The organism is Exiguobacterium oxidotolerans JCM 12280 (assembly GCF_000702625.1).
GTDB classification, from domain to species: domain Bacteria; phylum Bacillota; class Bacilli; order Exiguobacteriales; family Exiguobacteriaceae; genus Exiguobacterium_A; species Exiguobacterium_A oxidotolerans.
Genome location: NZ_JNIS01000001.1, coordinates 2,830,916 through 2,851,738 on the forward strand (window position 1 = coordinate 2,830,916; position 20,823 = coordinate 2,851,738).

Sequence of the window (20,823 nt, forward strand, 5' to 3'; positions counted from 1 at the left end):
CTTCCTTTCCTACCTATTGTCTTGCGAAATTGAACCGGGGTCAACTTATAGTGATTGCTTGACAGTGTTTCCGTTTCTCGCTGACACTGAAGACAGATAGGTAAAAGAGAGGACGAGAGAAATGAAAGTACTAGTGGATGCCGATGGATGTCCGGTCGTTGATTTGACGATTCAGTTAAGTGAGGGAATAGAGGTGTTTTTAGTTTGTGATACGGCACATGAATTCAACCGGGCGGGGGCGACGACGATTACAATTGGGCAAGGTCCGGATGCGGTCGATTATGCGATCGTCAACCGGATTTCACCGGGCGACATCATCGTCACACAAGATTATGGACTGGCGGCACTTGCCTTAGCACGAAAGGGGCGACCAATTGATCAAAATGGGCGGATCTTCACGGATGACAATATCGATTTCCTGTTGCATACGCGGCATGTCGGTCAACAAATTCGCCGCGCCGGTGGACGGACGAAAGGCCCGAAGAAACGGACACCACATGAGGATAAACAATTTGCGGCGGCTTTTGAAACATTATTAGCCCAACAGCCATTAAAATGATTTTTCGCCTGACAAACGACGTGCATGGTATAATTTTAGAAACGAATTTTTAGGTGGGAGGAAGAAGTGCATTGAAAAAAGTTATGCGGTATCGTCCAACTAAAAAAACACGACCATATCGTTTGAAGAGTGGATCGTTTCCTTCGATCGAGCAAAGCACGGACGTCACGGCAGATCAGCAACAAATCGGTCAGCTGAAACACGACTTGCTCGCAGCCGAAGATAAATTAAGACACCGAAATGAAATCATGGAAACACTCGCGACACAAAACGTCGAATCTGCGTGCGAGACGCTTCTGTTGAAGCTGCTTCCGCTCATCGGATTGACGCGTGGTGCGATCATTCTCTACCGGCGCGAACAACTCAGTCATGTCGTGACAGAGGGGGTGGAAGAGATGGAGTTGATTGAAAAGGACTTAGATCAATATTCCGTTTTGCGCCGTGCATTTGTGATGCGAAAGTCCGTCCAACTGCCGATTGAAACAGGAGGATATGAGTCCGCGATTCCAATCCAGTCACCGAGTAACAACAGTGTCGTCGGGTTGATTTATTTAAAGCATGAGTTCGAACAGTTCAATTTAGAACAAGTCGGAGACATCTTAGACTTGTCACGCAAGCTCGGGATGACGTTAGAGCGACACCTCTTGTTCCATCAGATGGAGCATGAAAAAATCAAGACGTACCAGTTACTCGATTCGATTCGCGAAGCAGTCCTCTACATCGAGAGTAGTGGCGAACAAATCTATGCCAACCAAGCGTTGCTCGATATGTTCCCGCCAAAACTGTTGAATCAAGCACAAGGGTTTCGGCATGCCTACGAGCGGGCGACATCGCTGTTTGAGCACGTCGACCAGCCGGATGCGTTACACGATTATATTGGTCAGCTGATGAACGGTGATATACCGGGTGAAACGATTGAACTGTCCGCATTTCGAGGCAACCTCTTGCTCAGTGCCTATGCGGAGCGGATTGCGATTGCGAACGTCGAATGGGGCATGATGCTCGTCTTGCGCGATGTGACGAAAGATAAAGAACTCGACTTGAAGCAAGCTGAATTCGTGTCCATCGTCTCTCACGAACTGCGGACGCCGCTCTCTTCAATCATGGGATTCACAGAATTGTTGATGAAGCGTTCCCTCGACGGACCCCGTCAAAAAAAATACCTCGAGACGATTTATTCCGAGACCGTCCGTTTGTCTGAGCTGATCCACGACATTCTCGAAATTCAAAAGGGTGAAGATTTGACGCAAGGGGCAACAAAAAGAACGATTGATTTAAAGAAACTGCTGATTGAAATGAAAACGATGTTCGAGTTAGCGAGCAGTGAACATACAGTGCGGATGGCGTTCGGTTCAGGGGCACATCTCTTGATGGCAAGCGAAGAAAAAATGAAGCAATTGTTTACGAACTTAATCATGAATGCGATCAAATACTCACCGAATGGTGGAAACATCGAGATACGTACTGAAGTGACAGCGCAGGACCTCCGGATTGAAGTCGAAGATGAAGGGATCGGTATTCCGGATAAGGCGTTACCGTTCATTTTTGATAAATTCTACCGGGCCGATAACTCGGATACCCGGAAAATTGGCGGAACAGGTCTCGGACTTGCGATTTGTAAAATGATCGTCATGGACCATGGGGGTTCGATTTCTGTTCAGTCAGAAGTTGGTGTCGGAAGTCGCTTCATCGTCGAGTTCCCGATTCATCCGATGTCATGATACGAAAGGAGGCAGCACGATGAAAAATGCTCAAAGCCGCTACGAAGCCTTACATCCGCTCGTCGAAGAAATTTTAGGGAAACTCAGTGAAAAAATTGGCGTCAATTCGTTATTTTTCGCACTGAATGATTCAAGTAGCAACTTCATCGTCAAAGCAATCAATCAAGATCAAGAATTGATTGAAGAAGGATCGACGCATGTGTTCAACCACGTCCTTTGTAAACTGGTCATCGATGAAAATGCAGGGAAACTTCAAATCAATGAGTTGTTGACGAGTCCGTTGACGGTCGACCATCCCGTCACGAAGGCATTAGGAAACGGGAGTTTTCTGGGTGTCGCAATCAAAAACGCCGACAATGAGAAAATCGGAACGCTTTGTGCCTTTGACGATCGACCATATGACTTCTCAGCGAGCGATTTAGCATTGATTGAACATTACGCTGATGTCATTAGCAAATCGATCAGTGTCGAAACATACGTCATTAAAGATGCCTTGACGGATGTGTACAATGAACGGTACATGAACCGTTTGATTTCAAGTGTGACGATTCATCCAGCATTTTTAATGGTCTTGAACCTCGATAACTTTCACGCAGTCAATGCCAAATTCGGATACCGTGTCGGCAACCGGGTTTTACAAGTCCTCGCCGACCGGCTGAAATATGTTCCGATTCCGAATCATGTCGTCGGACGGAAGGACGGCAATGAATTCATCATTCTTGCGCCGCTTGATGAACGAGAGTTTGAACAAACGGGTGCGATGTATGCCGATTACATCATGGCAGCAATCGAGGCGCCGATCGCGGACATCGGATTTGAACCGATTCATTTGACGGCGTCGTCCGGCGTCAGTTTGTTGACGGGGGATTATACGAACCGACAGACGCAAGTCTATGCGGCAGAGGCCTTGATGCAACAAGTGAAGCTCGATGGAAAAAATGGCATTTTGTTCGTCAACCAGCAGCGAGAGTTCGAACAGCATCCGTTCGCTTCCGTTCTTGAAGAAGAGTTGACACATGCGTTAGAACGCGGGCAATTCGAACTGTATTACCAGCGGATTCTTGATATGAAGCGAGGGGTGACCGTTGCGGTCGAAGCCTTATTACGCTGGAACCATCCTGTGCTCGGATTCGTCAGCCCGACTGACTTCATTCCAATTGCAGAACGCATGGGGGTCTTTGGCGACATCGGTCGATTTACGATTCGCCAGGCGATTGCCGATCGCGAACGGTTCGAAGCAGAATTCGATTTACCGGTTTCAGTTGCGGTTAATCTTTCCGCGAGTCAATTCCAGTCGAATCAACTGTTAGAAGAACTCTTATCCTTTTCGAAGCAAGCAAACTTTAAACAAGATCGTGTCGTCCTCGAGATTCGGGAAGAAGTATTGCAGACAGGACGGAAAAAAGCAATTGAGCGCCTTGAACTGTTACGAAGCGCGGGATACCGCTTGACGGTCGATCATTTCGGTAGCCATTATGCATCGCTCAATTCATTGCTTCATCTACCGGTCCAGGCGGTCAAGCTCGATCCGATCTTCACCCGACGTTTGGCTCAAAATCAGCTCGAGCAGTCAATGATTCGCTCAGTCTATGCTTTGACGGAAACATTAAATATTTCACTTGTCATTCAAGAGGTCGAGACATTATCGCAATACAAGCAGGTGGAAATGCTAGGCGAGCGTTTGTATGTCCAGGGGCATTATCTGCATCATCCGCAACCGCTCGATAAGTTGATTACGGACTTTGCGAAGAAAATGCAACCTCTTGATGTTTAACGGAAATCGTTCAGGGAATACTCTTAACTGTAGCTTAATTTTGTTAAGGGGGATTTCTCATGAATGAACAACACGATAAAGAAACAGATCCAATTACATCAGGTAATCAGATGACGAATGATGAAATTGCGGGACGTGACAAAGAGGCAGCACCGGATACTCGCGATAAGCATGATCAAGCAAAAAACCAAAAAGCGGATGCTGAGAAATCAGCCGATGCGTCCGATGAACAACCGGATCTTTCGCACGAAGCAGACGACGACTCTGATGTCGAAGCGAACGAGGAAACGAATCAAGATAACTAAGTGAGCGAATCGCATTCGTTCCACGCACTTAAAAGGCATCGACTCTTTCAGATGAGTCGATGCCTTTTTGAATTTAAATGAAGAGGTTATCTGGCAAACACTTCTTTTTCGTTCAATCGGGCTGAACGGGTCTCGCTTTTTTACGGCGAGCAGTTGGAATGTTGCATTTGCTTCTGCATAATCGGTACATGTGTCAGCGAGCGTTTCCCATTCATAAGGGGAATCAGAAAGAATATTTTTTTAATATCTGTTCGCGGTTTGTCCCTTGCAACATACAATTGACGAAGACTGCGCCTTCACGCAACTGGTTCAAGATGTTGTTTACGAACGTCGTCAAGCATCGCTACTGCTACTTCCCGCATCGCCGCCGTCAAATCCGCCGTCGACCATTCCGCCATCTGTCGCATGCGACGTGTCAGTAAGATCGACTGGAAACAGTAAAAAGGGGACTGTTTCCGTCGCAATGTCGTCGATCGTCGGAGCAAGTTGAGCAAACAGTAGCTGCAGTGTCGGATGGTTCGCGAGATAGAGCCGGACAGCCGTTAAAAAAAGTAAGTCCTTTCGATGCTTGAAGTGGACATCCGAGCGAAGTTGCTCGACGATTTGGTCGAGTTTTGAAGCATGTTCGGCAGGATCACCGAGTAAGGCGAGCAGACCGTGGAATGCAAGTGGGATGTGAGATTTACGATAACGTGTGCGCGATGCCCGTAATTGGTCGACATACGCCTCGAAATCGTCTTCAGGTAAAAGTGAAAAGAGGAGAGCGACGATATAGGTCTGTTGGGCGCGTCCAAACCGTTTCTTTAACCGATCGTAAGCGTCTTCCACGCGTGCAAGAAGATGCTCGACTTCACCGCGCTTGTAACATTGGAAAAAGAAGAGTGAGCCGAGTAAAGGGGAGACGATGAAACGGTGTTGTTTTTTGGCGAGTCGGTAAAGGGATAACGTCCGATGTAAGTGAGCGTCTGATGGATTAAGTCGGCTGATCAGCAGAGCGGTCGAGAAGGCATTTGCAGGATGCGTCATGCGATGCGTCGCAAAAAAACTTTGAATCGACATCATTTCCGTGATGCGCTCAAACGGAGACGCATCAAAAGCGTGGATTTTCGATGCGAGGAGCAGTGCCTGGGTCTGGTGCGAATGTAAGTGAAGTTCGATGTAATCAGCAGTCTGTTCGAGCGTCGAAAATTCTGTCGCATAATGGCCAATCGTTTGATCAAAAGCAAGTTCGATCAAGATATTGTCTTGGTAGCTAACAAAATACTGTCCTACGTCTTCGAGCTGATGCAAAAAGCGTGTGCTTTCCTCCATCACAGCCCACCCCCATCTTCATTTTCCCTATTTTACCATGAGCAACCGGTAGAAGTTAACCGTCGAGTTGATCAATCATCCGTTCGGCGGCACGTCGATAGAGATTGCTCATATGTGCAAGTGAAAGGATTTGTTGCAGCTGATCGATTGGTTCGTTTTCATCAGCCAACGCTTGCTCAGCTTCGAATGTCTCGAGATTCCGTACCGTGTTTTCTAGGTAGCTTGCATAGAAGGCTTCCAGATTGAGCGTCTCGTTTGCAACACCTTGATTCAATTCAGTCAATGTTGCTTTGATGTCATTGATTGAGACGGTTCCTTTCAGTTGATAAATCAAGCTGATCAGAATGAGATGATTCTTCGTATATTTTTTATTCGTGACGGGGAAAAAGAGTTTCTTTTTCGCGTAATTGTTAATCATCGTCTTCGTCAAAATCGTTTCGCCTTCTGTCCGCGTCGTTGCTTCAAATGTCCGTTCGAACAGTTGAATGACTTGATCCATATACAAGTCGATGTTCGGAATATCGTCTAACTGGAGTTGGCGATCGAGCGGTCGCGATTTGTCGTCATCGTGTGTCATTAAAAAAACCTCCATGAAATTTACAGGTAATGCTTTCTATTTCTCTACTATATGATAAGATATCTATATAACGCCATGTAGTATTGAAAACTACATAACTTTTGGAGGGTAACTTATGAAAACGTATATGCGCGAACCGATTAATGGATTGACTCATCTCGGGGGAGCCATCTTTGCCTTTGTCGGACTTCTTGCTCTAGTCATCAAGGCCTCACTTGAACGGGGCGCGGCCATCGCCATTGTCGCGGCCATCATTTTCGGAGTCAGTATGATCGCCCTGTATGCCGTCTCGGCAACTTATCATATGGTACTTGCAAGTGACCGGGCGATTGCGATTTGGCGCCGCCTTGATCACTCGATGATTTATTTATTGATTGCCGGATCCTACGCACCGTTTTGTCTCATCAGTTTGAACGGACCGACCGGTTGGGTATTGTTCTCGATCGTCATGTTGATTGCCGTCTTCGGAATCACATTTAAGTTAGTCTGGTTCAACAGTCCGCGTTGGTTATCGACGACGCTTTATATCGGAATGGGCTGGATCATGGTCTTCGCGATTACGCCGCTTGCCGCAGTTCTGTCGCCAGTCGGAATCGGCTTACTATTCCTCGGCGGAATCTTTTATACCGTCGGTGGAGTCATTTACGGATTGAAACCAAGTGCATTATCGTTCAAGTATCTTGGTTTCCACGAAATTTTCCACGTCTTTGTCTTACTTGGAAGTCTCGCGCACTTCTGTTGCGTCTATTTCTTCGTCATTTAACGTTCATGAACCGGGTACGGCGGAGACGTCGCACCCGGTTTTTTGATTAAAAGGCGCAGGATTCGGGAAAACTATCAGTGAACTGGAATTAGAGAATGGAGGGTGAACGATGCAAGAACAGGATAAAGCATTGATTGCGCAAGCTGCACTCGCATATGTAAAACCCGGCATGACACTCGGTCTCGGTACGGGTTCGACGACACGCTATTTTATTGATGCTGTAGGAAAAGCAGTGGACGAAGGATTAAAAATCGAAGCGATCGCGACGTCGATTGAGACGGAAGAACAGGGCAAGCGGCTCGGAATACCGATGCGTCAGTTACGTGATGTCGAACAGCTTGATCTCGTCATCGATGGGATTGACCAGATTGATGAACAGTTCCAAGTCATCAAAGGCGGCGGCGGCGCATTGTTCCGGGAAAAGCTCGTCGCGCTGCAAGCACGCGAAGTGTTGTATCTCGCAGACAGCTCGAAGTTCGTTCGCCGATTGACGGGACCTTTACCGGTCGAAGTCGAACCGTTCGGACAGACACATGTCGAACGACTTCTTGCGGACAAAGGAATTTCCTATACACACCGCAAAACGGCAGAACAAGCATTCGTGACGGATGGAGGCCATTTGATTTTGGATGTCGCCCTGGATCGTGTCCCGGACGTCGCCCATTTCGTACGGGAATTGAAGTCATGGAGCGGTGTCATCGAAACCGGTTATTTTGAGCGGCAACCGGATCATGTGTTGACTCTAGAACACGGAAATATCAAACTGCTTGCCCACCCAACGATGCGGAGCGGTGGCGGAATCGTTTGAACTTGACTCAACGTAGTCGGGATAGATAAGTAGTGCATCATTACTCGTTTTTTAAGGAGGAACAGTCATGAAGCTACGGAAGCGATTTTTATTTGGAGCCGGTGTATTGGCAGGTACAGGACTTGTCATGAAAAAAATGAAATCACGGCGCCCGCCGAGTCATTTGAAGGAGTATTTGGACCACCTCGATCAAGATGAGAGTCAAGATGCGGATAAAGACGAGGATGAAGTAGGATTGACGAAGCTTGATTCGATGTACCGGTCAGAGTGGCAAGCGAACGGATTCCCGCGTTCGCAACAAGAACTCGATGAATTAAATAAATAAAAAAATGACAGAAATCCGGAAGCGGACTTCTGTCATTTTTTTTAGTATGTAAGAGACCCGGCGATGATTAAGCCGATCGATAACGAGAGGAACAACAACAATAAACCAACGGCTTCGTTGTTGGCATCGATTTCCTTCGTCATGCTGAGACGCGGAATGAGCAGATCGGCAAGATAAAACAGGACGATTTGGAAAACGATCGCGAGAGCCCCCCACAAAACCATGTCGAGGATACTGACAGAGTTTGCGATACTTGAATAGAGCACGATCGCAAGTCCGAGAATCCGTCCGCCGAATGCATAAACGGCTGCTTTTTTACCTTGACGAATCAATTCCATTTCCTTTGATTTTGTCGTCACTTCAAACAGGACAACACCGATTGCGAGCAAGAGCGTCGCTACACCGATATAGGCGAGTGTTGATAAAAACAAGTCACTGAATGCCATATCATTTCCCCCTTAAGAACGTTTCTTGTTGTTGCGGTCTTTTTTTTGCTGAATCGCGACATAGAGCTCAAGTAAGGCACCTACTAAAATCCCGGCCGATACATACAGATAAAAATTATCTCCGATAAATCCAAACAATAAACCGAGGAGAAGACCAATGAAAATGTACGGTCCTTTTGTTAACTTCATATTCTTCACCTGCCTTACTATCAAACGTAGCTGATTTTTTGGATTACGTCCATCCTTAATTGAATCACGTCGTCGTCGCGATCTCTTTTTGTACGGAATGGAGCGTGACTTGGTTTCGACCGGATTGTTTAGAAGCATACAGTGCTTGATCGGCATGACGGACTAAATGATCAATATTTGAAGTTGTCTCTTCAAAGCTTGCGACACCAAAGGATGCCGTCACGCGAAGTGTTTGCCCGGTCTGTGTCGTGAAAGGAATAGTTTCAATGCGCTCACGCAATTCTTCAGCGAGGGCCAAGACGCACGTTAACGCAAGATTTGTGATGATGAGTGAAAATTCTTCGCCGCCGTTTCGTGCTAGGTAGCCAGTATCTCCGACTCCATCACGTAACCGTTTTGAGAATTGACGTAACACGTCGTCACCAGCCTCATGCCCGTACGTATCATTGACCGACTTAAAGTGATCGATGTCAATCATGATGAGGGCGACCTGCTGTTCTTTGAAAATACTTTGCCGTTTAATGTCCGTTAAGTAATCTGAAAAAGCACGCGAGTTGTGTAGACCCGTCAAAAAGTCGATTTGCGCTTTATGTTGGAACGTCCGTAACGCAAGCTTCGTCATCCGGATGTCTTGGATGATGAGTAAAGTCAACCAGCTACTGACAAAAGATGCAGGGGTGATGACTGACAGGATTTCGACGATTTGACCGGTATCGCGTAAAACGATGCTTAAAATGATAGCGTGCAGAAGCGTCGCATAAAGCGTCACCGTCATGAAGGTCTTTTTTGAATACAAAGGCATCAGTTTGACAATCAGGGAAATACCGACAGCGAGACTGATGATGAAAAAACATGCCGCATAAGCTGCGAAATTCGTACTGATGGTAAAGCGGTAAACGATGATGGCGACAGTCACGATGAACGTCGGCAGTGGACCTGCGAAATAGGCGGCGACAATGACTGGGATATGGCGTAAGTCGACTAAAATCCCAGGGGCCGGTTCAATCGTCATCTGCATCAACACAATCGCGATGACACTCAAACATAGACCATACAAAATACGCAGTGATCGTTTGGAGTCTAGTGTGATCGGTTGAGGAGATAATTTTCCGAGTAAATAAAATCCACTCATCAAAAAAGTGATATTGTGAAGAACATCATAGATGATTGTTTTCATATGTCGTGGACTCCTTTTAAACCGATTATGTCTATTGTACTATAATGCCGACATCGATTTTCAAAAAAAATATCATTAGTGTTTCGTCTGATTGTTGAGTAGTGGGCATATTCTCTCATGGCTTCAAAAAAAATACATATGACCTCAATGGTGAACATGAGATGTATGTGTTTATAATGATGCTGACGCGGTCGTCATGATACCGGCTTATGCAGCACCGCTAGGTCTGATGCCGAAACAGGATGCATTCGTCACGGAAGTCAAAAAGTTCTTAGAAGAAAATTATGATGAAACGGCGATACCGGCTTTCAACTGATATTCAAACAAAAGTGACTTGTCGGACAATCGTTAGAACTCAGTTTAAAAAATCACCCGCTTCACACGTCTGCTTGGCGTCGTGTAAAGCGGGTGATTTTTGTTGATTAAAGCAAAATGGACGGTCTGCCTGATCAACTCAAAACCGCTTCATTGTGCCGTCAATTGTTTTGCATAACCGCTCTTTTTCAAAATTTCCTCAGTCGGCATGTGTGTCCATTCTTTTACTGGGATATCAGGATTTTTCTGAATGAAGTCGGTCATAATCGTATTTCCGATCGCATAATTCGACCAGCCGGGAATCTGCAAATCATGATTGCCATTTTGTAAATCAGAAAATGTGGCGTGATACGCGTTTACTTCATGCAGAACATGCTTAAAGGAATGGTCGAGCAGTGGTTCTGTCCAAGGTGGATTGACATCTGGATAGAGAGCTTTCGCAAATAAATCTGCTTTTCCTTCCGAAATGATATTATCGGCAATCGATGAAATTCCAAGCTTTTCGAGTAAAACGGTGTGATGGTATTCATGGACAACTGTATAGGCAAGCATCGATTGATCGACATCACGATCGATGTAAAGCACTAACAGATTTTTGGCGAGTGCAACTCCTGTCACACCACCCATTCGTTTGTTGTTCGTGGGGTTATCTGCGTTGATAGGAGCGACTAGTATAACTAAATCGTTTTGGCGAGGTAACTGTTTCAATGCTTGTTGCAACGATTGTTTGATTTGTTGCTGTATCTCGGTTTGATGCTGCTGTAAGTAGGTGACGTTTTCTTTTAAGTGTTTGAGGTCGTTCATCGGTTGGTCGAGTGGATTATAGACACCAAGCTGTTCCGAAACCTGCTCCTGCTCACGTATCCGGTGATTTTCTTTTAATACATAGCTTTCGAACAGCGCTCCATTTTCCGTCGGAGCTTTCAGTGCTGCATCGACATATGCCTGATAGGCATCGTAAAGTGGGATGATCTTAATTGTTTTATCATCTTGAGTGAAGGTAATACCCGTCGGCTTGGTTTTTTGTGCTTCCGGTTCCTCGGAGCACCCGGCGAGCAAGCTAGCTAAGACGGCACTCACAATCAATCGTTTCATACCAATCACGTCCTTTCTTCTGTTACGTGGGAGAGCGTTCGAAGAAACCATTTTTTGAAACATTTCTTCTTTTATTAGCGTATAGTAAGATAATGTAAGAATCAAATTGATTATGGATTTTATTGGATTAGAAACTAGGAGGGAATCGCGTGCGGAAAAGTTATGAATTCTTTTTGCTTTATAACAAAGAAATGTTCTTCAATAAGTTTGCTTATCTCTATACGCTCGCCGTACCCCTTGTCATCGTTCTCCTGCGCCACTTCGACTGGTTCAAGGATTCCCCGACGTGGACGGTCTTTCAGTCGGCGATGATTCAATTCTTTGCGATCATGATCGTGTTGACTGCAATCAATGGAATCGGCATTTCATTACTCAACCAGCGGGAAAGTGGCTTTTTGAAGATGTATACGTTTTTGTCCGGGCAAAAATTCCCGGTCATCTTCGGGCGTCTTATGTCGCAATGGTTTTTCCTCACGTTGAACATGTTCGCTGCCAGCCTGATGATGGCGATGGTATTTCATCAACCGTTGCTGAAGACCGTACTGATGACTGGATTACTTGCGCTGATCGTCCCACTGCCGGTCTTTGTCTGTAGTCTGCTGATTGCTGCGCTCCCGTTGAAACCGGAGACGATGACACCACTCGGGACGATTTTAATTTTTGCCGTCTTCGTTTTCATCGATGTATTCGAACTGACGGATAATCGGCTGCTTGCGTTTTTTTCATTCTTGAATCCAGCGAATTTAATCTTGAATGAAGCCCGCTTCCTGACAGGCAGTGTCAGTGACGGGACAATAGGCTTATCGATTCTAACAGGTATCCTGGTTTATATAGTAGTCGGCTACGTTGCCTATCAGCGGTTGTCGATTACGTCAAAAACAAATCGTTAACGGAAGGGGACGGACGGATGCAACTCGGGACAATCGATTATAGTTATGATAAAAAACGGATGATTTTAGATAAAGCGGAACTTGAGCTCGATCCGGAACGGTTGAATGTCGTAATCGGTTTAAACGGTTCAGGTAAATCGACCTTGTTTGACGTTGTTGCCGGGGCACTGCCGGCGGACGGGTTTCAACCGCCGTTTGAACGGACGGAGATTCTTTATCAATTGCAGCAGGCACCGCTCCCGCCGATGCTAAAAGGAAAAGATTTAGTCCGGTTGATTTTGAAAAGTGACCGGACGGAGCCGTTCCGTTCGTTATGGGATACATATGTCGCCTCGTTACGCGAACAGGAGCGAAGCCGGTTAGAGCGTCTGCAAGACTTACGGCTCGGTCAGATGTCAGCCGGTGAAAAACGGTGGCTGGTCATCCGAACGGTCTGTCATCTCGATCGTACACTCTACATCTTTGACGAGCCGACGGTCGGGCTTGACCCGGAGTCACGACGTTTCGTCGTCGAGGCGATCGGTGCGTTACTCGACCGTCAAAAAATCGTATTATTGTCGACGCACATATTGCATGAAGTCGCCCACCTGCCGTGCAGGATGCATTTTCTCCATCATGGAAAAATCGTCTACAGCGGCTCCTATCATGCCTTCGTCGCGCGTTATGAGACTGATAATCCAGATATCGCGTTTGAGCGTTTCTTGGCGGAGCAGCAGATTTCGTAACGGAAAGTGACGTCCGTTCATCAATTCTTCACATCAAGAGACGTTTGAAGCGGTGCCGGAAGAGGAACTCCTTCTATTGTAGGATCATTGTTCATTGTTTCGTGTTTTCTCGGAAAGGATGTTGATTATGTCAGAACGTGTCTTCATCAGCCCAAGCAAGTACGTCCAAGGAAAAAACGTCATCGACCGGCTCGGTACATACGTGAGCCCGTTCGGAAACAAAGCACTGTTGATTGCAGACGAAGTTGTCTTTAAAATCGTCGGACAACGGATTCATGACTCCTTTGAAACCGAAAAGATTGGTATCGAACAAGTCGACTTTAGTGGCGAAGCATCGCGGCATGAAGTCGAACGAATCACGAAGCAGGCGAAAGAAGCGGACGTCCGCTTTGTCGTCGGGGTCGGCGGTGGGAAGACACTTGATACGGCGAAAGCCGTCTCGGACGAACTGACGGTGCCTGTCGTCATCGTGCCGACGATTGCTTCGACTGATGCGCCGACGAGCGCGTTATCGGTCATTTATTCTGATGCCGGGATTTTTGAGAGTTATCGCTTCTATAAAAAGAATCCCGATCTTGTCCTCGTCGATACGAAGCTGATCTCGGAAGCACCGGCGCGATTCTTCGCGTCCGGGATTGCCGACGCGCTCGCGACCTGGGTCGAGGTCAGAAGTGTCATCGCATTCGGCGGGAAGACGATGGCCGGTGGTCGGCCGACGATTGCGGCAGAAGCGATTGCGAAACGCTGTGAGGAAGTATTGTTCGAACATGGTCGACTCGCGTATGAGTCGGTTCAAGCAAAAGTCGTCACGCCGGCTCTTGAAGCAGTCGTCGAAGCGAATACGTTACTAAGTGGACTTGGTTTCGAAAGTGGGGGACTGGCCGCGGCACACGCGATTCATAATGGCTTTACAGCACTTGACGGGGACATTCATCACTTGACACACGGCGAAAAAGTTGCGTTCGGGACGCTCGTCCAGCTCGCACTTGAGCAACACAGTCAAGAAGAAATCGAGCGGTATATCGCATTTTATATGGACCTCGGGTTACCGGTCACGCTCGAAGACGTCAAACTCAAAGATGCCTCGCGCGACGACATCTTGAAGGTCGGGGAAGCGGCGACGGCAGATGGTGAAACGATCCATGATGGATTCGACGTGACGGCGGAAGAAGTGGCTGATGCAATCATCGCCGCGGACCGTTACTCGAAAGCCTATCAATCAAAATTAAAATGAGTCAGAAAACAAACACCCCCGACCGGATGTGGTCGGGGGTGTTGTCTTATAAGTAATCGAGCGGATTGACACTGCTTGCAGCGGATGTTGCGCTGTAGACATATGTACCACGATGAAGCTCGAAATGAAGGTGTGCGCCGAAGGCATTCCCTGTTTCGCCGACCGTTCCGATCAGTTGTCCTTGCGAGACCGTTTGACCGACTGAGACGCTCCGGCTGTTTAAGTGAGCATAAAGGCTCGTGAAGGAAGATCCGTCAATTGTATGAGTCATCATGATGTAGTTCCCATACGCGCCGTAGTTTTTAGACGTCGTGACTTTACCAGCAGCTGTCGCGTAGACGGGTGTTCCTTTTGCAGCACCATAATCGATGCCGTTATGGAACGTATAACCGTAAACGCCGCTTGAAGAACCGTATCTTTGTGTGATAGTACCTTTCGTTGGTGTAATGAAGGTTTTTGAAGCTTTACTCGCTGCTAAATATGTACTTGTTAGTGACGTAGTTGAATACTTTGTGACATAACTACTGTAAACATAGCGTTTTTCTCCATTATAAAGAATCTTCGACCAATTACCTTCTTTTCCGAGGTAGAGATATCTTTCACCATTATCGACTGATCCAACTATACGGCTGCTAGTCGATGAACCTGTACGAACGCGAAGATTATCAACATTAATTTTTACTTTATCATAACTCGTTACAGAATATTTTTTCACATAAGAAGAATATACATATACTTCACGTGATCCATAAAGAATTTTAGTCCAGTTCCCAGATTTCCCGAGATATTTATATGTATACCCTTTGTTGACACCAGCGATAATAGTTGAGGATGTAGAAGGACCAGTTCGAACTCGTAATCCATCTTCAAGTATTTTTACTTTATAGTACGTTGTCGCAGCATCAACTTTCGGTACTGCATATGTTGTCATTCCAGCTACTGCAATGGCAGATACTGTTAAAGTCGTAAAAATTTTTTTCATATATGTTCGTCCTCCTTGAAAATCAACACGATAGGTCAGTTATTTGCTGAAAATATGTTCTACTAAATTTCATAAATGAGTATAACATTACTTAAAATGTTTAAATATTACATTAACATTTCGGAAATGTTTCAATAGAATATATTTAAGTTATCTAAAAATAATATATGACATTTATTGGTTTTTCTATATATATCAACGTTTTTTAGATGTTTAAAAAATGTTCATACACTGGGGAATTGATAAAAAGTGTGACAAGATGAGGGCGTTTAAGATAAAATTGAAATGGAAATAATAGTATTTTTTAAAATTTGAATTTTTGTAATATTGATGTTTAAAAAATTTTTTTAAGTTTTCAAAATAGGAATCTAAACAAAAAAGACACCTGATTAGAGGTGCCTTTCATTGACTTAAAGTAAGTTGAGTGGGTTGACACTACTTGCGGCTGAAGAGCTGCTGTAGACGTAGCTGCCGCGATGAAGTTCGAAGTGAAGGTGAGCACCGAATGCATTACCTGTGCTACCGACTGTCCCGATCTTCGTTCCTTTTGCAATCGTTTGACCCGCATAAACTTTACGTGAATTGAGGTGGGCATAAACACTTGTGTAGGTTAAACCGTTCACCTTATGTGACATCATGATGTAGTTTCCGTACGCGCCTTGATATTTTGATGAGATGACTTTCCCAGTGGCTGTCGCATAGACAGGAGTTCCTGTCTTCGCTCCGAAGTCGACACCGTTATGGAACGTATATCCGTAGCGGCCGCTTGCATTGCCATAGCGTTGCGTCAGAGTCCCGCTTGTCGGGCGAGTGAAGCTAGACGAGACAGACGCTTTTTTTGCAGTGCTCGTTTTAGACTTGAGGCTGTACTTTTTAACGTATCCTGAGTATACGTAGCGTTTTTCTCCACCGTAGATGATTTTCGTCCAGTTTCCTTTACGTCCAAGGTATTTAAACGTTTGGCCTGAGTTGACGCCTCCGATGATCCGGTATTTTGTTGAAGGGCCGGTCCGAACGCGAAGTCCGTCTGCCATGACTTTTACTTTGTAAGAAGTTCCAGCTGCTTCAACCTTACCTGTACCCGTAACTGCAAATCCTGAAACGACAAGCGCGCTCATCGTCATAGTTGTCAAAATACGTTTCATGTTGTAAATCCTCCTGATGTGAAAACAAAGTGTCGGGTCAATGAAAAATGAAATGACTGAGTCATTTAATAGGATGTGTTGTATATAGAGTAGATTGAGTTAGTAGAATGAGTGGTGCTTTCGAACAAACTGAGTATAGCATTCGGAATTTACATATCGATATTTCAATTTTATTTCTAAAATATCTTTAGATAATATATATTGTAATCTTTATTTTTGAATAATTACGCAATCCCTTGAGATGAGGGTTCATCCATGTCATCTGTTTGACTTTTTTATTACAAAGTCAATTATGGGAAATTGTGATATTGTATCGAAACATAACAAAGGAGTGTGAAACAGTTGGATATTAACTTTAAATTTGATAAGCAACGATTCAATCATCGGGCGGCTGCCGTGATCGTCAAGGAAGGGTGCCTCTTAATCCATCGGAATATTCGAGATGATTTTTGGGCCTTAGCCGGAGGACGGATTCAACTGATGGAGAGCGGGGAGACAGCGGTTGTCCGCGAAATCAAAGAAGAATTAGGATTAGAAGCACAAGTTAAACGTTTTTTGTGCGTCCACGAAAATTTCTTTACATATGAAGACGTCGCTTTTCATGAAGTAGGTTTTTATTACGAAGTCGAGTTGTTGGATGAGATCAATGTGACGACGGAAGATTTTTACGGTGTCGAGGGCGAGGAACTGATTTACCGGTTCGTCCCGATCGACCAATTGCCATCCATTGAATTCTATCCCCTACAGCTAAAAACGATGCTCAAGACAGGTGAGTGGGACCGTCTAATAAAAGAATGAGTTCCTGGAGTAAGACTTGTATCCCCTTTTTGAAGGGGATTCTGGCTGTAGACAACGTGCGATTGGGAGATTGAGCGTCATGTTTCGTTGCTTTCCTCGGGCGAGGCGCAAGCCGTTGCTCCTTGATCCTCACGGCCAACGAGCAGGGTCTTGCCTGCCTCTGGCAAGTCGCGTTAAAAACGCACTTTTCCCGTAGGAGTCAACGAAACATGACGCTTTTTAGGTAATACCGTGACAGAAATCTAGCATGCAGACGGTTTAGCGCGCAACCCGTCTCAAATCGCTTAGAACCGATTGCCGTTTTGAAGACGAGGCGAAACAAGGCAGCGCGAACGGATTGCCTCTCGTTATAGCCTATTCATGTTTCATAAGAGTTTGTCTGTAGTCAGTATCCCCTTTTTGAAGGGGATTTTTTTGTGGAATGACGTTTATTCATATATCGCAAGGGAATGTTAACTAAGGAAGTCAATTATCAAAGTAGAGGGGATGAGTAAGATGCGCGAAAAGCAACTGAGGGACATGCATGAAGAAGCAAAAGGGCAAACACAAGATCATCAACCAGGAATCGAATCGGAAATGAATCCGGAACCGATTTATGACGATCCCGAGTATGTCGGCTCCGGGAAGCTGAAAGGGAAAGTCGCGCTCATCACTGGCGGTGACAGCGGGATTGGTCGCGCCGTCGCGATCGCTTACGCAAAAGAAGGTGCAAATGTCGCGATCGTTTACTTAAATGAAGGACAGGACGCGGAAAAAACGAAGCAGTTAATCGAAGGGTACGGAGTTAAGGCCCTTGCATTTGCGAAAGACGTCAGCCGTCCGGAAAATGCAAAACCAATCATTGATCAGGTACTTGAGGAATTCGGTCAACTGAATATTCTCGTCAACAACGCAGGAAAACAATTTCCGCAAGATGATTTTTTAGACATCACACCGGAGCAGTTGCAGGAGACGTTCGAAACGAACATCTTCTCGATGTTTTATTTGACGCAGGCTGCCGTACCGCATCTTAAAGAAGAAGATACAATCATCAATACGTCGTCCGTGACGGCTTATCGCGGGGCACCGACGTTAATCGATTATTCGGCGACAAAAGGGGCGATTACGACGTTAACACGTTCGCTTGCATCGAGCCTCGTGGAAAAAGGCATTCGTGTCAATGCCGTCGCACCGGGTCCGATTTGGACACCGTTAATTCCGGCGACGTTCTCTAAAGAGAAGGTCGAAGCACATGGGGAAGACACGTTACTGAAGCGTCGGGGACAACCTTCAGAAAATGCTCCGGCTTATGTCTATCTCGCATCACGCGACTCAAGTTACGTCACGGGGCAAACAATCCATATCAATGGCGGCGATTACATCACATCATAAGGAGGTCTTTTTTATGAAGAAGAATCCGAACGAAGTACCGGAACACGAACCGAATCACGAACCGAACGAAGTGCCGGGAACACCACCGTCGGAGATTCCGGACACCCCGCAAGAAGATCCAATTCGTCAACCGGAACCGGACACGTTCCCGGAACCGACAGAAATACCGGATGCACCACAAGAAGATCCGACACCGTATTGATGGCAGCGATGACCTAACTAGCTGATTGACACCGATTGCATTTACTTATGGGGAGGTAACAGTATGACGAATAAAAAAGAAGAACAAATGAAGGCGCACCAAATCGATAACACGAAAAAAGCGGGACTGACGACGAATCAAGGGTTGAAAATGGCGGAAGATGAATTTTCGCTAAAGGCAGGACTACGGGGACCGACATTGATTGAAGACTTCCACTTTAGAGAGAAGATGACACACTTTGACCATGAACGGATTCCAGAACGAATCGTCCACGCTAGAGGTGTCGGGGCACATGGTGAATTTCAGGTATACGAACCGCTAGCTGAGATTACGAAAGCGGGCTTTTTGAACGATCCCTCGAAAACGACACCGGTCTTCGTCCGTTTTTCGACGGTCCAAGGGTCACGCGGTTCAGGAGATACGGTCCGTGATGTCCGCGGTTTCTCGACGAAGTTTTATACGGGTGAAGGCAACTACGATTTAGTCGGGAATAACATTCCGGTATTCTTCATTCAAGATGCCATCAAGTTTCCTGATTTCGTCCATGCCGTCAAACCGGAGCCACATACGGAAGTTCCGCAAGGCGCAAGCGCGCATGATACGTTTTGGGATTTCATCGGTCAAAATCATGAGACTGCACATACGGTCATGTGGGCGATGAGTGACCGTGGAATTCCACGGAGCCTTCGGATGATGGAAGGGTTCGGCGTCCATACATTCCGACTCGTCAACGCACAAGGGAAGGCACACTTCGTTAAGTTCCACTGGAAACCAAAACTTGGTGTTCATTCGCAAGTCTGGGATGAAGCACAAAAAGCACTTGGTAAAAATCCTGATTTCCACCGCGTTGATTTATATGAAGCAATCGATAAAGGGGATTTCCCGGAGTGGGAGCTCGGACTGCAATTGATTGCGGAAGAGGATGAGTTTAAGTTTGATTTTGATATTCTCGATCCAACGAAACTATGGCCGGAAGAAGAAGTACCGGTCCGACTCGTCGGTAAAATGACATTGAACCGAAATGTCGACAATTTCTTTGCGGAAACAGAACAAGTAGCGTTCCACCCAGGACACATCGTTCCGGGAATTGATTTTTCGAATGATCCGTTGTTACAAGGGCGGTTATTCTCATATACGGACACACAGTTGTCCCGACTCGGAGGACCGAACTTCCATCAAATTCCGATCAATCAGCCGGTTTGTCCGTACCATAACAATCAGCGGGACGGCATGCATCAGATGGCGGTCCATAAAGGACAGACGAGCTATCACAAAAATGGTTTGAATGAAAATCAGCCTGAGCCTGTCCCGGTCGAAGAAGGCGGTTTTGAACATTACCAGGAAAAAGTCGACGGCCATAAAGTACGTGGCCGGAGTGAAAGTTTCCTCGACTTTTATTCACAGGCGAAGCTCTTTTACAACAGCATGACTGCTGTTGAACAACAACACATTCGTGATGCCTACAGCTTCGAGCTCGGAAAGTGTGAATCTGATGTCGTCAAAGCGAATGCCGTCGATCTGCTGAATCATATCGACCATGCCCTCGCGAAAGAGGTTGCGGAGAACATTGACGTTGCGGTACCGACGACGGATGAAGGGGTTCAATCAGAGAAACGCTCAGATGCCCTCAGTATGGAACATACGATTCGAAAAACGGATACGCGCAGTGTTGCTCTGTTGCTTGCAGGGGACGTGGATGCAAATCAGGTGAAGGCGTGGGTCGAAAAACTAGCGGAGCATAACATCAATTACAGCCTCGTTGGTAAAAAAGCCTATACACTAGGTGAAATGAAAGTAAAAGAAACGTATGATACGGTCGATTCAAGTTTGTTTGACGCCGCATTCTTAATTAGCGCATCTTCAAAAGTAGCGGACGACGTGCTCGAATTTATCGAGAACACGTATAAACATGCTAAACCGCTGGCGTTACATCTCCATGATGACTCAGTACTCGATAAGTGCCGTGTTGAAACGGATCAACCGGGTGTCTTCTTATTCAAAGAACATAACTTGGATCATTTTGATTCGTTCATCGAAGGCATCGCCCAAGCACGTTTTTGGGACCGGAAATAAGAATAGTCAAGGACCTCCAGCGTTGACGGGAGGTCCTT

Annotated in this window: 22 protein-coding genes and 1 pseudogene; 15 read left to right on the forward strand and 8 right to left on the reverse strand. The window is 46.0% G+C overall.

Going from position 1 to position 20,823, the window contains the following annotated elements:
- The first annotated feature begins 121 nt into the window (after window positions 1-121).
- The 4 genes from P403_RS0114420 (at window position 122) to P403_RS0114435 (ending at window position 4,359) form a co-directional block, all read left to right on the forward strand.
- On the forward strand, window positions 122-559 hold the full coding sequence (locus P403_RS0114420) for a YaiI/YqxD family protein (RefSeq protein WP_029333374.1): 438 nt from the start codon (window positions 122-124) through the stop codon (window positions 557-559).
- A 71-nt stretch (window positions 560-630) separates the two neighbouring features.
- On the forward strand, window positions 631-2,280 hold the full coding sequence (locus P403_RS0114425; protein ID WP_235195227.1) for a sensor histidine kinase: 1,650 nt from the start codon (window positions 631-633) through the stop codon (window positions 2,278-2,280).
- Between the two features lie 19 nt (window positions 2,281-2,299).
- Entirely contained in the window at window positions 2,300-4,054 is a 1,755-nt protein-coding gene (locus P403_RS0114430) for an EAL domain-containing protein (protein WP_029333377.1), read from the forward strand.
- A gap of 59 nt (window positions 4,055-4,113) precedes the next feature.
- A complete protein-coding gene (locus P403_RS0114435) occupies window positions 4,114-4,359 on the forward strand; it encodes a hypothetical protein (RefSeq protein WP_029333379.1) in 246 nt (81 codons plus the stop codon).
- 333 nt (window positions 4,360-4,692) lie between these two features.
- Here the strand turns inward: P403_RS0114435 and P403_RS0114440 are convergent, their stop codons facing one another.
- Window positions 4,693-5,670: a DUF4003 family protein gene (locus tag P403_RS0114440; RefSeq protein WP_029333380.1), complete on the reverse strand. Its 978-nt coding sequence runs from the start codon at window positions 5,668-5,670 to the stop codon at window positions 4,693-4,695.
- 55 nt (window positions 5,671-5,725) lie between these two features.
- Window positions 5,726-6,247 (reverse strand): DUF1836 domain-containing protein, encoded by a 522-nt coding sequence (locus P403_RS0114445; RefSeq protein ID WP_029333382.1) that lies wholly within the window; start codon window positions 6,245-6,247, stop codon window positions 5,726-5,728.
- Window positions 6,248-6,362: 115 nt separating this feature from the next.
- Here P403_RS0114445 and trhA point away from each other — a divergent pair, with 115 nt between their 5' ends.
- The 3 genes from trhA to P403_RS0114460 all read left to right on the forward strand — a co-directional run bounded on the left by trhA (window position 6,363) and on the right by P403_RS0114460 (window position 8,143).
- Window positions 6,363-7,010 (forward strand): PAQR family membrane homeostasis protein TrhA, encoded by a 648-nt coding sequence (trhA, locus tag P403_RS0114450; protein ID WP_029333383.1) that lies wholly within the window; start codon window positions 6,363-6,365, stop codon window positions 7,008-7,010.
- 109 nt (window positions 7,011-7,119) lie between these two features.
- Window positions 7,120-7,818, forward strand: a complete 699-nt coding sequence (gene rpiA, locus P403_RS0114455) for a ribose-5-phosphate isomerase RpiA (protein WP_029333384.1) — start codon at window positions 7,120-7,122, stop codon at window positions 7,816-7,818.
- Window positions 7,819-7,885: 67 nt separating this feature from the next.
- Window positions 7,886-8,143, forward strand: coding sequence for a hypothetical protein (locus P403_RS0114460; RefSeq protein WP_029333386.1), 258 nt, complete (start codon window positions 7,886-7,888; stop codon window positions 8,141-8,143).
- 41 nt (window positions 8,144-8,184) lie between these two features.
- Here P403_RS0114460 and P403_RS0114465 read toward each other — a convergent pair whose 3' ends face one another.
- The 3 genes from P403_RS0114465 to P403_RS0114475 form a co-directional block, all read right to left on the reverse strand.
- The gene (locus P403_RS0114465; protein WP_029333388.1) at window positions 8,185-8,589 is read right to left on the reverse strand and encodes a DUF350 domain-containing protein; all 405 of its coding nucleotides are present in this window, start codon (window positions 8,587-8,589) and stop codon (window positions 8,185-8,187) included.
- Window positions 8,590-8,601: 12 nt separating this feature from the next.
- On the reverse strand, window positions 8,602-8,778 hold the full coding sequence (locus P403_RS16680) for a hypothetical protein (RefSeq protein ID WP_167331096.1): 177 nt from the start codon (window positions 8,776-8,778) through the stop codon (window positions 8,602-8,604).
- Between the two features lie 64 nt (window positions 8,779-8,842).
- Complete coding sequence (locus tag P403_RS0114475; RefSeq protein WP_029333390.1) at window positions 8,843-9,955, reverse strand: GGDEF domain-containing protein; 1,113 nt, start codon at window positions 9,953-9,955, stop codon at window positions 8,843-8,845.
- Between the two features lie 169 nt (window positions 9,956-10,124).
- Between P403_RS0114475 and P403_RS16535 the strand changes: the two are divergent.
- Window positions 10,125-10,271: pseudogene (locus P403_RS16535) on the forward strand (MetQ/NlpA family ABC transporter substrate-binding protein); the annotation flags it as partial.
- Window positions 10,272-10,420: 149 nt separating this feature from the next.
- On the opposite strand, the gene P403_RS0114485 reads toward P403_RS16535, so the two are convergent.
- The gene (locus P403_RS0114485) at window positions 10,421-11,365 is read right to left on the reverse strand and encodes a DUF2268 domain-containing putative Zn-dependent protease (protein ID WP_029333396.1); all 945 of its coding nucleotides are present in this window, start codon (window positions 11,363-11,365) and stop codon (window positions 10,421-10,423) included.
- A gap of 149 nt (window positions 11,366-11,514) precedes the next feature.
- Between P403_RS0114485 and P403_RS0114490 the strand changes: the two genes are divergently transcribed.
- The 3 genes from P403_RS0114490 (at window position 11,515) to P403_RS0114500 (ending at window position 14,214) form a co-directional block, all read left to right on the forward strand.
- A complete protein-coding gene (locus P403_RS0114490; RefSeq protein WP_029333397.1) occupies window positions 11,515-12,255 on the forward strand; it encodes a hypothetical protein in 741 nt (246 codons plus the stop codon).
- 17 nt (window positions 12,256-12,272) lie between these two features.
- Window positions 12,273-12,980, forward strand: coding sequence for an AAA family ATPase (locus P403_RS0114495; protein WP_029333400.1), 708 nt, complete (start codon window positions 12,273-12,275; stop codon window positions 12,978-12,980).
- Window positions 12,981-13,107: 127 nt separating this feature from the next.
- Window positions 13,108-14,214 (forward strand): glycerol dehydrogenase, encoded by a 1,107-nt coding sequence (locus P403_RS0114500; protein ID WP_029333402.1) that lies wholly within the window; start codon window positions 13,108-13,110, stop codon window positions 14,212-14,214.
- Window positions 14,215-14,260: 46 nt separating this feature from the next.
- Here the strand turns inward: P403_RS0114500 and P403_RS0114505 are convergent, their stop codons facing one another.
- Both P403_RS0114505 and P403_RS0114510 read right to left on the reverse strand, forming a co-directional pair.
- Window positions 14,261-15,196 carry a peptidoglycan DD-metalloendopeptidase family protein gene (locus P403_RS0114505; protein WP_029333404.1) on the reverse strand — a complete coding sequence of 312 codons (936 nt, stop codon included), beginning with the start codon at window positions 15,194-15,196 and terminating at the stop codon, window positions 14,261-14,263.
- Window positions 15,197-15,606: 410 nt separating this feature from the next.
- On the reverse strand, window positions 15,607-16,341 hold the full coding sequence (locus P403_RS0114510; RefSeq protein WP_029333406.1) for a peptidoglycan DD-metalloendopeptidase family protein: 735 nt from the start codon (window positions 16,339-16,341) through the stop codon (window positions 15,607-15,609).
- A 333-nt stretch (window positions 16,342-16,674) separates the two neighbouring features.
- On the opposite strand from P403_RS0114510, the gene P403_RS0114515 reads away from it, so the two are divergent.
- The 4 genes from P403_RS0114515 to P403_RS0114530 all read left to right on the forward strand — a co-directional run bounded on the left by P403_RS0114515 (window position 16,675) and on the right by P403_RS0114530 (window position 20,785).
- Window positions 16,675-17,139 carry an NUDIX hydrolase gene (locus tag P403_RS0114515; protein WP_051667423.1) on the forward strand — a complete coding sequence of 155 codons (465 nt, stop codon included), beginning with the start codon at window positions 16,675-16,677 and terminating at the stop codon, window positions 17,137-17,139.
- Window positions 17,140-17,634: 495 nt separating this feature from the next.
- Window positions 17,635-18,510 (forward strand): SDR family oxidoreductase, encoded by an 876-nt coding sequence (locus P403_RS0114520; protein ID WP_029333409.1) that lies wholly within the window; start codon window positions 17,635-17,637, stop codon window positions 18,508-18,510.
- Window positions 18,511-18,523: 13 nt separating this feature from the next.
- Window positions 18,524-18,712 carry a hypothetical protein gene (locus P403_RS0114525; protein ID WP_029333410.1) on the forward strand — a complete coding sequence of 63 codons (189 nt, stop codon included), beginning with the start codon at window positions 18,524-18,526 and terminating at the stop codon, window positions 18,710-18,712.
- 63 nt (window positions 18,713-18,775) lie between these two features.
- A complete protein-coding gene (locus P403_RS0114530; protein ID WP_029333412.1) occupies window positions 18,776-20,785 on the forward strand; it encodes a catalase in 2,010 nt (669 codons plus the stop codon).
- Window positions 20,786-20,823: the final 38 nt, after the last annotated feature.